The sequence below is a fragment of the Streptomyces sp. NBC_00344 genome (assembly GCF_036088315.1).
GTDB lineage: Bacteria > Actinomycetota > Actinomycetes > Streptomycetales > Streptomycetaceae > Streptomyces.
Map to the genome: position 1 here is coordinate 397,151 of NZ_CP107996.1, position 14,702 is coordinate 411,852.

The 14,702-nt window shown below is 68.5% G+C and carries 15 protein-coding genes; 7 read left to right on the forward strand and 8 right to left on the reverse strand.

From position 1 onward, the window contains the following. Positions 1-40 precede the first annotated feature (40 nt). From OHS16_RS01935 to OHS16_RS01950, 4 genes are read left to right on the forward strand one after another with little or no spacing between them, the layout of a single operon-like run. Complete coding sequence (locus OHS16_RS01935; protein WP_328535376.1) at positions 41-337, forward strand: HypC/HybG/HupF family hydrogenase formation chaperone; 297 nt, start codon at positions 41-43, stop codon at positions 335-337. Further along, entirely contained in the window at positions 334-1,437 is a 1,104-nt protein-coding gene (gene hypD / locus OHS16_RS01940; RefSeq protein ID WP_328535377.1) for a hydrogenase formation protein HypD, read from the forward strand. Before OHS16_RS01935 ends, hypD begins: the two co-directional genes overlap by 4 nt. 8 nt (positions 1,438-1,445) lie before the next feature. Continuing rightward, positions 1,446-2,525 carry a hydrogenase expression/formation protein HypE gene (hypE, locus tag OHS16_RS01945; RefSeq protein WP_328535378.1) on the forward strand — a complete coding sequence of 360 codons (1,080 nt, stop codon included), beginning with the start codon at positions 1,446-1,448 and terminating at the stop codon, positions 2,523-2,525. Next, positions 2,526-3,251 carry a DUF6390 family protein gene (locus OHS16_RS01950; RefSeq protein ID WP_328535379.1) on the forward strand — a complete coding sequence of 242 codons (726 nt, stop codon included), beginning with the start codon at positions 2,526-2,528 and terminating at the stop codon, positions 3,249-3,251. 416 nt (positions 3,252-3,667) lie between these two features. On the opposite strand, the gene OHS16_RS01955 is transcribed toward OHS16_RS01950, so the two are convergent. From OHS16_RS01955 to OHS16_RS01985, 7 genes are all read right to left on the reverse strand, one after another. Next, complete coding sequence (locus OHS16_RS01955; RefSeq protein WP_328535380.1) at positions 3,668-3,868, reverse strand: hypothetical protein; 201 nt, start codon at positions 3,866-3,868, stop codon at positions 3,668-3,670. A 198-nt stretch (positions 3,869-4,066) separates the two neighbouring features. Beyond that, positions 4,067-4,576 carry a spore-associated protein A gene (locus tag OHS16_RS01960; protein WP_328535381.1) on the reverse strand — a complete coding sequence of 170 codons (510 nt, stop codon included), beginning with the start codon at positions 4,574-4,576 and terminating at the stop codon, positions 4,067-4,069. A 213-nt stretch (positions 4,577-4,789) separates the two neighbouring features. After that, entirely contained in the window at positions 4,790-5,140 is a 351-nt protein-coding gene (locus OHS16_RS01965) for a hypothetical protein (protein ID WP_328535382.1), read from the reverse strand. A 180-nt stretch (positions 5,141-5,320) separates the two neighbouring features. Beyond that, on the reverse strand, positions 5,321-5,506 hold the full coding sequence (locus OHS16_RS01970) for a ferredoxin (RefSeq protein WP_328535383.1): 186 nt from the start codon (positions 5,504-5,506) through the stop codon (positions 5,321-5,323). 28 nt (positions 5,507-5,534) lie between these two features. Beyond that, a complete protein-coding gene (locus OHS16_RS01975) occupies positions 5,535-6,731 on the reverse strand; it encodes a cytochrome P450 (protein WP_328535384.1) in 1,197 nt (398 codons plus the stop codon). Between the two features lie 251 nt (positions 6,732-6,982). Further along, entirely contained in the window at positions 6,983-7,825 is an 843-nt protein-coding gene (locus OHS16_RS01980; protein ID WP_328535385.1) for a sulfurtransferase, read from the reverse strand. 139 nt (positions 7,826-7,964) lie between these two features. Next, complete coding sequence (locus tag OHS16_RS01985) at positions 7,965-8,945, reverse strand: quinone oxidoreductase family protein (RefSeq protein WP_328535386.1); 981 nt, start codon at positions 8,943-8,945, stop codon at positions 7,965-7,967. Positions 8,946-9,037: 92 nt separating this feature from the next. Here OHS16_RS01985 and OHS16_RS01990 point away from each other — a divergent pair, with 92 nt between their 5' ends. The 3 genes from OHS16_RS01990 to OHS16_RS02000 all read left to right on the forward strand — a co-directional run bounded on the left by OHS16_RS01990 (position 9,038) and on the right by OHS16_RS02000 (position 13,160). After that, positions 9,038-9,382: an ArsR/SmtB family transcription factor gene (locus tag OHS16_RS01990; protein WP_328535387.1), complete on the forward strand. Its 345-nt coding sequence runs from the start codon at positions 9,038-9,040 to the stop codon at positions 9,380-9,382. A 296-nt stretch (positions 9,383-9,678) separates the two neighbouring features. Further along, a complete protein-coding gene (locus OHS16_RS01995) occupies positions 9,679-11,547 on the forward strand; it encodes an N-acetylmuramoyl-L-alanine amidase (RefSeq protein WP_443042732.1) in 1,869 nt (622 codons plus the stop codon). Between the two features lie 296 nt (positions 11,548-11,843). Next, positions 11,844-13,160 (forward strand): DUF1906 domain-containing protein, encoded by a 1,317-nt coding sequence (locus OHS16_RS02000; RefSeq protein WP_328535389.1) that lies wholly within the window; start codon positions 11,844-11,846, stop codon positions 13,158-13,160. Here the strand turns inward: OHS16_RS02000 and OHS16_RS02005 are convergent. Further along, positions 13,081-14,568: a M1 family metallopeptidase gene (locus OHS16_RS02005; RefSeq protein ID WP_328535390.1), complete on the reverse strand. Its 1,488-nt coding sequence runs from the start codon at positions 14,566-14,568 to the stop codon at positions 13,081-13,083. The genes OHS16_RS02000 and OHS16_RS02005 overlap by 80 nt on opposite strands. Positions 14,569-14,702: the final 134 nt, after the last annotated feature.

Sequence of the window (14,702 nt, forward strand, 5' to 3'; positions counted from 1 at the left end):
GGCGCACCTTTGAGGGATTCACAGCGAAGGAAGAGGGATCATGTGTCTGGCAGTTCCGGGGCTCGTCCTCAGTACCGCCGAAGTCGACGGCGCCCTGATGGCCGATGTCGACTTCGGCGGAGTACGCAAAGAGGTCTGTCTCCAGTACATCCCCGATGTGGTCGTGGGTGAGTACGTCGTGGTGCACGTCGGTTTCGCCATTCAGCGACTCGACGAGCGGTCGGCCCAGGAGACGCTCGCCAACTTCGAGAGGCTGGGCATCCTGGCGGAAGAGTTCGGTGACGGTTTCGAACGCGCCGCGAAACAGCAAGAGTTCACCGAAGGAGTGGGCCGATGAAGTACCTCGACGAGTTCAGCAACCCTGACATGGCGAAGAAGCTGCTCGACCAGATCCATGCAGCCACCACTCAGAAGTGGGCCATGATGGAGGTCTGCGGCGGCCAGACCCACTCGATCATCCGGCATGGCATCGACCAACTGCTCCCCGACGGCGTGGAGTTGATTCATGGTCCCGGTTGCCCCGTGTGTGTCACACCGCTGGAGGTCATCGACAGGGCGCTGGCGATCGCCGCCACCCCCGGCGTCATCTTCTGTTCCTTCGGCGACATGCTGCGGGTGCCCGGCAGCAGCCAGGACCTGTTCTCCGTGAAGAGTGCGGGCGGTGACGTCCGCGTGGTGTACTCACCGCTCGACGCGCTGAAGCTGGCCCGGGAGAATCCTGGGCGAGAGGTCGTGTTCTTCGGGATCGGGTTCGAGACCACGGCTCCGGCCAACGCGATGACCGTGTACCAGGCGAAGCGCCTCGGAGTACCGAACTTCTCGCTGCTGGTGTCCCATGTACTGGTCCCGCCGGCGATCTCCGCGATCATGGAGTCGTCCAGCTGCCGGGTGCAGGCCTTCCTCGCGGCCGGGCATGTGTGCAGCGTGATGGGCACGGCGCAGTACCCTCCGCTGGCGGAGAAGTACAAGGTGCCCATCGTGGTCACCGGCTTCGAGCCGCTCGACATCCTGGAAGGCGTCCGCCGGACGATCGTCCAGCTCGAGGCGGGCCGCCATGAACTGGAGAACGCCTATCCGCGGGCTGTCCGCGACGAGGGCAACGTCCCCGCCATGGCGATGCTGCGGGATGTCTTCGAGATCACCGACCGGACCTGGCGGGGTATCGGCATGATCCCGCAGAGCGGTTGGCGACTGTCGGAGAAATACCGGGACTTCGACGCGGAACTGCGCTTCGACGTCACGGGGATTCGCACGGCCGAATCTTCGCTGTGCAGGTCGGGAGAGGTGTTGCAGGGCCTGATCAAGCCACATGAGTGCGCCGCCTTCGGCAAGGAGTGCACTCCGCGGAACCCCCTGGGCGCAACGATGGTCTCGTCCGAAGGCGCCTGCGCGGCCTACCACACGTACCGCCGACTTGAGCTGGTCGATGCGAAGTGACCGACGCCATGCATGAAGTGACCGACGCCCTGGCCGACCTCGACTTCGAGAGCTGGACCTGCCCGGTTCCTCTGCGGGACACCCCCGCCATCGTGATGGGCCACGGAGGCGGCGGGGCGATGTCGGGCGAACTGGTCGAGCATCTGTTCCTGCCCGGATACGGCAGCGCCGCCACGGCGGAGCTGGGCGACTCGGCCGTACTCACCGTCGACGCGGGCAGGCGCCTGGCCTTCTCCACCGACTCGTTCGTGGTGAAGCCGATGTTCTTCCCCGGCGGTTCGATCGGTGATCTTGCGGTGAACGGCACGGTCAACGACCTCGCCATGTCGGGCGCGACACCCCTGTACCTGTCGACGGCGTTCATCCTCCAGGAAGGCACAGCGCTCAGTGAACTCGGCAGGATCGCGGAGGACATGGGTGCGGCGGCCAGGACCGCGGGTGTGCGGCTCGTCACCGGCGACACCAAGGTCGTCGACAGCGCCAGCGGTGACGGTGTCTACATCAACACCTCCGGCATCGGCGTGATCGCGGACGGCGTCGACATCGACCCGCGCCGCGCACGGCCCGGCGACGCGGTGCTCATCAGCGGCGACATCGGCGTGCACGGTGTGGCCGTGATGAGCTGCCGGGAAGGCCTGGAGTTCGGCACCGCGATCGAGAGCGACACCGCCTCGCTGGCCGGGTTGGTCGCCGGGATGCTCTCCACCGGAGCGGACCTGCATGTACTGCGCGATCCGACTCGGGGCGGGGTGTCGGCCTCGCTCAACGAGATCGCCCGCGCGTCCTCGGTGGGCGTAGAACTCGTCGAAAGGCAACTGCCCGTCCCGGACATGGTGCGGGACGCGTGCAGTCTGCTCGGACTCGATCCGCTGCAGGTGGCGAACGAGGGGAAACTGATCGCCATCGTGCCTGCCGAATCCGCCGATCAGGTGCTGGCGGCGCTGCAGGCACACCCCCTCGGTCACGGGGCACGCAGAATCGGCACGTGCGTCGCCGACCACCCGGGGATGGTCGTCGCCAGAACCGGTCTCGGCGGAACACGCGTCGTCGGCCTGCCGATCGGTGAACAACTGCCGAGGATCTGCTGAATGAGCGCCGAGGGTGCGCTTCTCTTCGCCCGGTACGCATATCCGCCCAATGAACTCGGCTACTGCGGGCCCGCCGACGCCTCGGCATTGCTACGGGCCGATGCGACCGACGGCATCGAGCGGCGGGCACGGCAGTTCGACGGCGCCTGGTGCTACCTGGAGTTCCTCGCCGAATCGGCGGGGCTTCCCGATCCGCTCGACGTACGGGTGGTGGAGGCCTACTGGATCGGTAACGACCTGCTGGAGCAGATGGATTCCGCCGCACTGGTGAACCGCATGCTCGACCGGTTCCGGGGCCAGACCGGCGGGACCTGGCGCGACGCGGCGCACCGCGCGCTCGCTCACCACAGTTTCCAGGTGTTCGACGTCTACCCATGGGCTCGCATGCTGCGCACCAGCGGGAACCCGACCGCGCTTTCGGTACTCGATCAGTGCCGGATCCGTACGGGTGTCGTACTCCGTGTCGATGGTGAGTCCGCGACCGTGGAATCGCGTCATCTCCGCTGGGACGGGCGGTCGATGGTGACCGGCCCCTCCCAACAGGAGGTGGTGCGCTGGTCGGTCGGAGGCAGGTCACTGATCGGCGGGCTCAGTCCCGGTGATCGCGTCGCTCTGCACTGGGACTGGGTGTGCGATGTGCTGACCGAGCAGCAGTCTGCGCGCATCGAGTCGCTGGAGGTACGGCAGCGCGCTGCATGGGAAGGCGACCGAGCCACCGCCCCGTGACCCGGCCGCCCGCCGAAGACCGGTCATCAGTCGTCGAGCAACAGCCGCCGTTCGCGTGAGGCGTCGAGAAACCCGTCGTGCCGGTGCCCGCCCACACCGCCTCTGCGCCGGCCCTGACGGTCTCCGGCCGCACCACGGTGAACGGGTGCCGGGGCCGCGCATTGCGGCTGACCTCGGCGGCAGCGGCACAGCGCTGCGCGTGCAGCAGCGACACACCCGCCGTGGCTCCGATCGCCGTGGCCAGAAAGATCGCGCAGCCGATGAGCGCCTCGCCCGCATGGCAAGGGGCGTGATCGGGTCGGACCAGAGGCTCAGCTGTCGCCGACCGCAAACAACCAGCTGACTGACGGCAGTTCACACTGCGAGACCGTCAGACCGAGGACTGTGCGCGGCATCATGAGAACCCGACGGCCCCGTCACCCTGCGGCAGCGAGGACCAGCGCGCCGGCGAGACCGACGAGAGCGCACAACGATCCGCTCGCCGCCATGGTGACGGCTCTCGCCTCCACCATGATCACGTCTTCACCCTCGTACTGGCTGCGGCCCATGTCCCAGACGGCCTGGATCAGCAGCGAGGCACCAATGACTCCGAAGATCAAAAACATGAGATCAATCACGGTGCCACTTTCCATCTTTTCATACCGGTACGGTGTTCCCCCGCCGTGTGGCACCCGACTTTGACACGGTTGGCCTACACCGAGCCCGTCCCGCGGCGGCCTCCAACGGCGCAGAGCACAAACGATCGTGCCGGGAGCGATACCCCCGGCACGATCGTCCACTACGCGGTCCGGTCAGTGGGTGCGGACCATTCGGAGTCAGCGCGCGGCTGAGGAGCAGTTCGTTCCGACCTTTCCGGCGGAGATGCCGGAGATCTCGCCGTACCAGTTCACGCAGTAGCCGGCCGCGTGCAGATACACCGGGCCTGCGTAGGTGGTGTAGTTACCGCTGTCCCGGGACCTCTCCCCGGTAGCGGTAATCGTGAGTTCAGCGGTCATGTGCACTGCTGAGCCCGCGGCGTTCCGGACGGTCACCACACAGTTCTTGCCGGTGGCGGCGCTGTACGTCAGGTACACCGTGCCGAGGGACTTCGGCGTGCCGATCTGTGCGGAGTTGACGACCCGATAGCCGGTACCGCAGGCCCCGTTGTAGGCGGCCGCCGCGGCAGCGGATGCCGCCTTCGTGGCCGGAGCGGAGGCGGTCACCGCGGTCTTGGTGGTCGCGGTGGTCGTCCCGGTGGCTCCGGCGGCGGGTGCGAGTGCCACGGTGGCACCGACGAGAGTGGTCACGCCCGTGACGGTCATGGCAATGCGACGGTTGAGTTTCATGTCTCCCCGTTTCCTCTGTGATGTACGTGCGATGTGCCGCTGGTCAACGACACATCTGGTACGACCGGCATAACCGTCCGGAGGTTGTACGGTCACGCGCTGTTACAGAATCGGGACAACGGGAACTCGCAGCCACGTCCCGGGAAGCGTCCCGGGACCTGCCGCGCCGGGGCCGGAGCCGAGGACGCCGGCCCGGGCAGTTCCGCCGGGGCGTCAGAGCCACCTCTCGGCCGACTCGACGCTGTCACCCCCACTGGTGTTGAAGCAGATCGCGGCTTGCGGTGCATGACGTCGAATCAGGTTCACGACCAGCTCGAACAACGTCAGAAGGGGCTCAGGTTTGCGGATGCCGCCCCCGATGACGACGACATCCCACGCGCGCTCGGCAAGTGCCGCCACAATCGCCGGTTCGGCCGACTCGTCGAGCGCCACCAAGGTCATGGATGCCTCGATACCGCGTTCACCGAATCGGGTCAGTTCGCCGTCGAGGGTGCGGCGAATGGCGTCCGCGTCGATACCGGCCACGGTATGCGGATCAATACCAAGAACAAGAGCGGCTGACATACCTGCGAGCCTACCGGCGCGGGCTATGGGTGTTGCCCCGGCCCCTGCGTGGACGTCGTTCCCACGAGGGGGCGCGCCGGCGCATCCACTCTTTCACCGCCGTCGGGGTCCGGCGCCGGGCCGCTCTTGATATCGGCCCGGTCGCCGGCGGTGGGCCCTCCCCGTCCGGGGCCCCGCCCGCTACGTCAGCGTGATCGCCTGAACCGGGCAGGCGCGCGCGGCCTCGCCGACCATGGGGTCACCTTCCGCCCGGCCGGGCAGCAGTTCGCTGAAGCCGTCGTCGTCCTGGGTGAAGACCCTGGGTGCGGTCAGCGCACACTGACCGGCTCCGATGCACACATCCGTATCGATACTGATCTGCTTCACCACAACACCCTTTCCGGGAGGGGGCCGGTCACCACGCGACGGGCAGTTCGATCATGCCCTGGATCGTGTCGCCCGGTTTGAACGGAATCGTGTCGGCCGGAGCCGCCAGCCGCAGCTCCGGCATCCGGTCGAACAGCGTGCGCAGCGCGATTTCCAGCTCGGCCCGCGCCAGATTCTGGCCGAGGCACTGGTGGACACCGAAACCGAAGGCGACATGGTGGCGCGACTCCCGGCCGAGGTCCAGCTCGTCGGGCGACGCGTACGCCGAGCCGTCCCGGTTGATCACCGAGGTGGAGAGTATGACTCCGTCGCCGGTCCGGATCGTCACTCCGCTCAGCTCGATGTCCTCGGTGGCCACCCGTGACACGCCGTCGGCTATCGACAGAAAGCGCAGCAGTTCCTCGACGGCGGAGGGCAGCAGGTCCTTGTTCTGCCGCAACTTGGCCAGCTGGACCGGGTGTTGCAGGAGTGTGAAAGTACCCAGAGAGATCATGTTCGCGGTTGTCTCATGTCCGGCGATCAGCAGGATCTCGGCAAGTTGGACCAGTTCGTCGCGATCGATGGAGCCGGTGTCGAGTTGCTGGCTGATGAGTTCGTCGAGCAGTCCCTCCCCTCGGTCCGACCGCTTACGGTCGATCAGCGTGCGGAAGTAATCGTCCAGTGCATCCCGCGCGTCCTGCACATCGGCGGCGCCGGGGCCCCGCAGCAGTGTGCGCGACTGGGCCTCGAAGAACTCGTGGTCGGCATACGGGACGCCGAGCAGCGCACAGATCACCATCGAGGGAACGGGCAGTGCGAAGGCACTGACCAGTTCCGCGGGCGGGCCCTGCTCGATCATCGCGTCGAGCAGCCGGTCGACGGTCTCCTGGATGCGCGGCCGCAGTCCGGCGACCCGCTTGACGGTGAAGCTCGGAATCAGCATCCGCCGCTGCGCGTGGTGCTCCGGGTCGTCGACGCCGAGCAGTTCGATACGGCGCCTGGCGGAACGGGCGAGCCGCTCGGTGAACATCGGGAAATCCGGGTTCTCCCGGTCGGCCGAGAGCCTGCGGTCGACCAACAGTGCACGGGCCTCGCTATGTCCGGTCACCAGCCAGACCCTGCGGCCGTCGAAGAGCGTGGCGGATACCAGCGGCCGCTGCCCCGGCTGTGGGGGCCGATAGCCCGTCGGCGGGTGATAGGGACAGGTGCGGTCCTGGGGGAAGGAGACGGTTTCGGTGACTGCCATGGGGCCTCGCGTCAGGTAGTGGAGGGGTCCTACCGGTCTCCCCTCCACTAGATGTCACCGCCACCTAATAGGTCTACACACTCTTCGGCCAACTCCTCAACCCTGTCCCGCACCCGGGAGCCGCAGGCGCGGGCCGGCGGCCTCTGCTGTGTTTCTCCGGGCCGCGACGGGGGCAGGCCCGGCTCTTCGAGACGGGCCGCCGCGGGCCTCCGCGATGCCCGGTGTGGACGCGCCCCGGCGCGGCGAAACTGTCAGAGCAACAGGTCACCGTTGGCCGCGCCGTTCACGACCGGGGGCCCGGACGGCAGACCCCATTCGCTCCACGACCCGTCGTACACCGCCAGTTCGCGATATCCGGCCAAGTCGGCGCCCAGCGCCAGGACACAGGCGGTGACGCCCGACCCGCAGCTGAACACCAGCTCCCGCCGGCCGCCCGCGGCAGCGGAGAAGGCAGCGCGCACTTCCACTGCCGGACGCATCAGTCCCCCGCGCTGAATCTCGCCGAACGGCAGATTCACCGCTCCGGGCATGTGACCGGACCGCAGCCCGGGCCGCGGTTCGGTGCCCGAGCCGGCGAACCGTTCCCGGGAGCGGGCGTCGAGAACCGCGGAGTCCGGTCCGGAGAGGGCGGCGGTCACCTCGTCACGGCCTACGACCAGGCCGGTACGGGGCCGTGCGGTGAAGTCGCCTCGGCGGCGAACGGGGGCGGACTCCCCTCGCTGCAGCGGAAGTCCTGCGCCCGCCCAGGCCGGCAGCCCGCCGTCGAGTACCGCGGCGTGGTCGAAGCCCATCGCCCGCAGCATCCACCAGGCGCGCGCGCTCGAATAGACACCCGCACAGTCGTAGACGACGACGCGGTCGGCGTCATTGACACCAAGGGAGCGCATCTCATCGGTGAACCGTTCGGGACCGGGCATCGTATGGGGCAGCGGGCCGGTGTGATCCGACATCGCCCCGTCGATGTCGAAGGGCCGCGCGCCGGGGATCCGTGTCGCGGCATCCCGGTGGTGGCCGATTGAGGCGTCGAGCACCACCAGGCCGGGTTCGCCAAGCCGGCGTGCCAGCCAGTCGGCGTCCACCAGGGGCCGTGGCATGTCCGGTGCTGTGTCCGCAGAACGCTCCGGACTTGATTCTCCTCCACGCACCGGCTGCCCCCCGCGAAAACGAAGTCCTCGATCGAACCCGGTCGTTGATCCTACCGGCATGACCGGCGACGGGACCGGCCCCGGCTCCTCACTTCCCGGCGACCGACAGCAGGAGCTTGCCGGTGGTCGCGCGGGTGTCCATCAGGCGGTGGGCCTCGGCGGCCCGGTCGAGGGAGAACTCGGCGGTGACGGGAAGTTCGACCTCGCCGCCGGCGGCGAGCAGGAAGGACTTGCCGGCGATGGAGCGCAGCGCCTCGGGATCGTCCTGGGCGAGGGCGAGGATGGAGAAGCCGCTCACCGAGAGCCCACGCGGGTAGAGGTCGTCCTGGCCGAGCTGCCAGGGGGCGGCTCCCCCGGCGTTGCCGAAGGAGACCAGACGGCCGAAGCGCGCGAGGGAATCCAGGCTGCGGCGCAGTGTGTCGCCGCCTACCGGGTCGAGCGCGAGGTCGACGCCACGGCCGCTGGTGGCCCGCTGGACACCAGCGGTGAAGTCGTCGCCCACGAACACGGCGTCGTAGCCGTACTTGAGTGCCTCCTCGACCTTCTCGGCACGCGATACGACACCGTAGACAGCGCCCGCGCCACCGAGCCGGGCGACCTGGCCCGCCACGGTGCCGACACCGCCCGCCGCACCCTGGACCAGGACCGTCTCTCCTGCACGCAGCCTGCCCACTTCGTGCACGAGTGCCTGGACGGTGGGGAGGACCGTCGGCAGTGTGGCGCCGGTGCGCAGGGAGACACCCGCCGGGAGTGCGAAGACCGTGGAGGCGGGGGCGAGGGCGATCTCGGCGTAACCGCTGTGCGGGGTGAGTGCCGCGACCTCCTGGCCGGGGCGCAGGCCCTCGACGCCGGCACCGATCGCACGAATCCGGCCCGAGACCTCGAGTCCTGGGCGGAAGGGCAGGGCCGGAACCCGGTATCCGACGGCCCGGGCCTTGGTGTCGGCGAAGTTGACGCCTGCGTAGGCGACGTCGATGGTCACCTCACCGGTGCCCGGCTCCGGGTCGGGAGCATCGGTCATCCGGAGGACTTCGGGCCCGCCGAACTCGTGGAACTCAACTGCGCGCATGGCTGCCACCCCTGATCAGACTGTTCAACAGAAACCGAACACTCCGAGTGTATGGTTTCCATCGAACACTCTGCAAGCAGAAAGGAACCGCGATGGGCCACCGGGCGGAACCCGAGCACACCCACCCCGACGACGTTCCCGTCCAGGCAGCCCTCGCTGCCCTCGCCGACCCGGTACGCCTCCGTCTCGTTCGCGAACTCGCGCGGGCGGGTGACTGGGAGCGCACCTGTGGCACCTTCGATGTGCCGGTCGGCAAGGCGGCTCTCAGCCACCACTTCGCCGTGCTGCGTGCGGCCGGGCTGCTCGAGCAGCGCGACCAGGGGCCCAGACGCGCCAACCGGCTGCGGCGCGCCGAGTTCGACGCACGCTTCCCCGGCCTGCTCGCCCTGGTCCTGCGCGACGAGACCGCCGGGGCCGGTTCGCTGAGCGGCGACTGATCGTCCGGGAGCAGCCCGGGGCGCCGGTACCACGTGCGCGGGAAGCCGCACGCGCGGCTGCTGACATGCCGGACCGGCTCCTGCCGGGCTGAGCGGATGTACCGGCCGCGGACCGTGTCCGCCACTGGAACCAGCCGAATGCACTACCCGGTGGTCAGCGATAAGGGCGGGCGCCTGGTGCAGTATCTGCTCCATGCAGGGGTCGCCTCCGGCCCCAGGCCCGCGATGTGGCCCCGGATCAAGGAGCGACAGCCTTGCGCAAAGACAAGTCACGGAGATTGCTGACGGCCACCGTCATGAGCGGAACGGTGGCGGCGGGATGTCTCGCACTGCTTCCCGCGACCGCGCAGGCGCAGGGGCCCGGCGGCACCGACCGGACGGCCCGGCAGTCGGCATTCGCCGCTGCGGCCGCCGAGTTCCATGTACCGGAGTCCGTCCTGCTCGGTGTGTCGTACCAGGAATCCCGGTGGGAGGGGCACGCCGGCCGCTACAACACCGGCGGCGGCTACGGCCCGATGAACCTCACCGAAGTGACGGCGGGCATGCTGGAATCCGCGGGGGCAGGCGACGCCGGACGCACCGGCCGCAAAGGTCTCCTCGCCGATCCGGCCCTGCACACCCTGCCGCTGGCCGCGCGTCTCACCGGTCTTTCCGCCAGACAGCTGCGCACCAGTGACCGGGCCAACATCCGTGGAGGCGCCGCACTGCTCGCCCGGTACGAGAAGAGGCTGACCGGCGCCACGCCCGCCGGCCCCTCGGACTGGTACGGGGCGGTCGCGCACTACGCCCAGTCGCCCGACCGGAAGGCGGCCGGCGCATTCGCCGACCGGGTGTTCGCCGCCATGAGGACAGGCATCGAGCGGCGTACGGAGGACGGCCAGCGGTTGCGGCTCCCCGCCCGCCCGTCGTTGCGGCCGGCCACCGGTCAACTGGCCGCCCTGCATCTGAAGACAGCCGCGCAGACACCCACGGAGTGCCCCCCGAGCGTGGACTGCCGATTTCTCGCGGCTGCCCCTCCGAACGGCCAGGTAGCCGACCGGCCCACCGACGGGATCGACGTCAGATACATCGTCATCCACGACACGGAGTCGTCCTACGATGCCGCCGTATCCGCTTTCCGGAAGGCCGAGGGCGCCGCGCCGCACTACGTGATGCGGGCGTCGGACGGTGCCGTGACCCAGATGACGCAGGGCAAGGACATCGCGTTCCACGCGGGCAACTACTGGTTCAACATGCATTCCATCGGTATCGAGCACGAAGGGTTCGCCGCACACGGAGCGGCCTGGTACACCCCGACGCAGTACCGGGCCACTGCGGACCTGGTGAAATACCTCGCCAAACGGTACGGAGTCCCCCTCGACCACGAACACATCATCGGCCACGACAACGTGCCCGGTCCTTCGGACCGTTATGTCGCGGGCATGCACTGGGACCCGGGGCCCTCCTGGGACTGGTCGGAGTTCATGAGCATGCTCAGGACGGTGAAGACGGACAAGCCGGGTGTCGGACCGGTGGGATCCGTACTGACGATCGCTCCCGGGTTCTCGCGTAACGAACAGACCGTCAGGATCTGCCCGGCCGAGGATCCGACCGGCGCCACCCGCGCCTGCACACACCGGACCCAGGCGTCGAGCTTTCTTCCGGTACGCACGGGACCGAGCGCCTCCGCAGGGCTGTTCGCCGACCCGGCCATCCATCCCGGCGCCAAGGCGGGCACCGCCGAGATCAACGACTGGGGCAGCACGGTGCAGGCCGGGCAGCAGTACGTGGTCGCGGGGCGCAGCGGTGACTGGACAGGCATCTGGTTCAGCGGCAGGAAGGTGTGGTTCCTCAACCCGCACGGCGAGAACACCGTCATCAGCCGAGGTGTCCGGATCATCAAGGCCGAGGGCAGCTCGCCCGTGCGGGTCTACGGCGCGGGCTACCCCCGGGCATCGGAGTATCCGGCCGATCTGCCCCCCTCGGCCGAGACGCCGCTGAGCTTCTACTCGGTACCGGCCGGACAGGCGTACACAGCGACGCGGGCCCCGGCCAGTACGGACGACTACTTCACCGCCGGCCGCAGGCGGGTCGTCGGCAGCGGGAAGCTCTACACCATTCAGTACAACCACCGGGTCGCGCTGGTCGACGCCTCGGATGTCTCATCGCACCTCAGCGAGGGCTGACCCCACCGACAGGACATACGGGGGCCGGCCGCTCTGTCGGCCCCCGTATCCACCGGGCCCCGTATGCACACGGAAACATGTTCCGCGGGCGCCCGGTACGGCCGTTCGCCGCGTACGGCCAATCCCCCGGATGCAGCAGTGCGCCGGTGCCGCGGACGTGGAACGTATGACCCGCGGTGAAATCTCCTGGGTGTCCGGGCACTGAGTGCGGCGCCCGGCCCGACGGCGTCCCAGCAGGCCGGTGCCGGTTTCACCGCCTCGCGCCGTCATACCCGCCACTTGCCGAAGGAGCTCTCGTGCGCCCTCCCCGTATGCGGAAATCACTCTGCGTCCTCGCCCTGACCGGTTTGCTGGGGGCGGTCGCTGTCGGTATCGCCGACGCGGATCCGGCCTCCGCCACGCGGACGGTGACTTACCGGGGTCACCGGTTCGTCATTCCCGCTTCCTGGTCCGTGATCGACCTCGCCACCCAGCCCGACGCCTGTGTCCGATTCGATCAGCACGCCCTCTACCTGGGCAATCCCAGCGCCGGACAGTCCTGCCCGGCCGGAGCCATCGGCCATACCGAGGCCCTTCTGGTGCAGCCGGCCGTCACCAGGAAGGCGGACACCGGAACCATCGATCAGAGACTCGACCACCAGTACCTGGCAGCGGGCACCAGGGTCCGGGTGACCGCCTCCTACGGCACGGACAAATCCCTGGTGCGAAAAATTCTCAGCGGTGCGGGGCTGCCCACCCATCTTCCGCCCGGAGGGAAATCGCAGCCTCCCGCACCTGAACTCCCGGCCACGCTGCCGCTCGGCGCCACCGACTTCACCGGCAAGGGTTTCGACGCCTGCACCGCCCCCAGCAGCAGTGCGATGTCCGACTGGAGGGCCGAATCCCCTTACCGCGCGGTGGGCATCTACATCGGCGGGGCCGAGCGAGCGTGCAGCCAGGCCAACCTGACCGCCTCCTGGGTCAAGGCCCAGGCCGCAGCGGGCTGGCACTTCATCCCGCTCTATGTGGGCCTGCAGGCCCACCAGATCACCTCCGCCACAAGCAACGGCACGGCAGCAGCCGACGACGCCATCGACCACGCGCGGAACCTGGGATTCGGCCCAGGCACTCCGCTGTACTACGACATGGAGGCGTACAGCTCCGGCTACCGCTCCACGGCGCTCGCCTTCCTTTCCGCCTGGACTACGGAACTGCACTCCCAGGGTTACAAGTCGGCCGTCTACAGCTCCTCCTCATCCGCCGTCACCGATCTGGTGGATGCCCGCGGAAGCGCCACGGTCCAGCCCGATGTCATCTTCGACGGCCTGTGGAACGGCGTCGCCAACACGGCTGACGACGCCCTGCCCAGCACCGTCTGGTCACATCACCAGCGAGTGCACCAGTACGCCGGAAACGTCTCGGAGACGTATGCCGGAACCACCATCAACATCGATCGTGACTATCTGGACGTGCTTCTCGGCACCACCGCGTCCAAGGGCTGCGACTCGTCGTCATCGGCCGTCCGGCCGCCCCGGGTGAGGACGTGCAGGGCGTTCAGCCCTGCACGGGTGTGGTCACCCAATCCGGATGGTTCGGCATCGGTGGGGTCTTCGGGCCGTACAGCCACGGGTTGAGGAAGGGTTCGAGATCCTCGCCGGCTGCCTTGGACGCCGTGCGCACATAGTCGCGCGTCCCGGCAGCCCTGTCGCGGTATGTGCTGAGCCAGGCCCGTTCGATCTTCTGGAACGCCGCGTCCCCGACCCTCTCGCGCAGTGCGTACAGCACCAGTGCCGAGCCGTCGTAGCGCATGCGCTTGAAGAGGTCGGGTTCGGTCGGCTCGGCCGGGGCGCCGTAGTCGTGGCGCCACTGATCGTGTGCTTCGTAGGCCGTCCTCATGGCGGCCTCGAAGCTGTCGCCCCCGTGTTCCCCGGAGTAGAGGCGTTCGTAGAAGCGGGCGTGGCCTTCGCTCAGCCACAGGTCCGACCAGGTGCGCAGGGCCACGCTGTCACCGAACCACTGATGGGTCAGTTCGTGCACCATGTTCCGTTCGGCATCGACCCTGGTGCCGAGCAGATCGGCCGCGGGAATCAGCGAGAGGGTCTGGGTCTCCAGAGCTGCGCCGAGGTCCGTGTCGCCGACCAGCACACCGTAGCGACGGAAGGGATAGGGCCCCAGTCGCTGTCGGAGCCAGGACAGTTGTCCGGGGGTGAGCCCCCGGAAGGTGTGGGTCGGGCCGACGAGCGCGTCGGGTACATAGTCACGAATCGGGATTCCACCGTGACCCGTGCGGTCGACCTCGGTGAACGTGCCGATCGCCATCTGCACCAGCTGCGCCGCGATCGGCTGCTCGGAGTCGTAGGTCCAGCGCGTACGGCCGCCGGGTTGCGGCTGTCGCGATACGAGCGTGCCGTTGGCCACCGCTGTCAGCCCGCTCGGGGCGCTGATGTGGAAGGTGACAGGAGCCCGCCTGCTGGGGTGATCGTCCGCGGGAAAGATCATTTTCGCTCCGTTGGGCTGTGGATAGAGCACCGTCCCGTCGGGTGTGGGGATCCAGCCGTAGTCCTCGATGGCGTCGTCGCGGTGACGCATCCCGGTGGGATCCGCGGTGTAGGTGACGGTGACGGTGAAGACGGCGCCTTTGCGGATGGGCGATCCGGGGGTGACGACCAGTTCGTCACCGGTGCGTACCGCTGTGGCGGTACCGCCGTTCACCGCCACGGTGTGCAGTGTGTTGCCCGCGAAGTCGAGGTCGAACCGGGACAGTGCCTGGGTGGCGGTGGCTCTGATCACTGCCTTCGCCTCGAAGGGTGTCGCAGTGGCCTGCCAGTCGAAGTCCAGGGTGTATCGACCCACGTGGTAGCCACCGTTGCCGTCGAGGGGGAACATGGGATCACCGAGGCCGGCGGCGCCGGGCGTAGGTGTGCCGCCTGCACCGGCGGAGGAGGCGGCCCGGGAGGCCGGACCGGTCAGGGTGGCGGTGATGACAATGGCTGCCGCAAGAACCAGCCGCGAGCCGCGCCGGCCTGTCACGGACGTCGTCATGAAGTGCCTCTCGCTGGACGCTCCGTGGACGAGCGCATCCGGGTGGAACGGAGCGGTGGCCACGGACGTCGCGGACCACTCCACCGTAGGACGAAAATGGGCCGCGAACGGTTGTGAACGGTTACCCCGGCGAC

Bases quoted from the DNA above. Each gene is read 5' to 3' on its own strand.
- OHS16_RS01935 (WP_328535376.1), top strand. From the start codon at position 41: ATGTGTCTGGCAGTTCCGGGGCTCGTCCTCAGTACCGCCGAAGTCGAC.
- hypD (WP_328535377.1), top strand. From the start codon at position 334: ATGAAGTACCTCGACGAGTTCAGCAACCCTGACATGGCGAAGAAGCTG.
- hypE (WP_328535378.1), top strand. From the start codon at position 1,446: ATGCATGAAGTGACCGACGCCCTGGCCGACCTCGACTTCGAGAGCTGG.
- OHS16_RS01950 (WP_328535379.1), top strand. From the start codon at position 2,526: ATGAGCGCCGAGGGTGCGCTTCTCTTCGCCCGGTACGCATATCCGCCC.
- OHS16_RS01960 (WP_328535381.1), bottom strand. From the start codon at position 4,576: ATGAAACTCAACCGTCGCATTGCCATGACCGTCACGGGCGTGACCACT.
- OHS16_RS01965 (WP_328535382.1), bottom strand. From the start codon at position 5,140: ATGTCAGCCGCTCTTGTTCTTGGTATTGATCCGCATACCGTGGCCGGT.
- OHS16_RS01975 (WP_328535384.1), bottom strand. From the start codon at position 6,731: ATGGCAGTCACCGAAACCGTCTCCTTCCCCCAGGACCGCACCTGTCCC.
- OHS16_RS01980 (WP_328535385.1), bottom strand. From the start codon at position 7,825: ATGCCACGGCCCCTGGTGGACGCCGACTGGCTGGCACGCCGGCTTGGC.
- OHS16_RS01985 (WP_328535386.1), bottom strand. From the start codon at position 8,945: ATGCGCGCAGTTGAGTTCCACGAGTTCGGCGGGCCCGAAGTCCTCCGG.
- OHS16_RS01990 (WP_328535387.1), top strand. From the start codon at position 9,038: ATGGGCCACCGGGCGGAACCCGAGCACACCCACCCCGACGACGTTCCC.
- OHS16_RS01995 (WP_443042732.1), top strand. From the start codon at position 9,679: ATGAGCGGAACGGTGGCGGCGGGATGTCTCGCACTGCTTCCCGCGACC.
- OHS16_RS02005 (WP_328535390.1), bottom strand. From the start codon at position 14,568: ATGACGACGTCCGTGACAGGCCGGCGCGGCTCGCGGCTGGTTCTTGCG.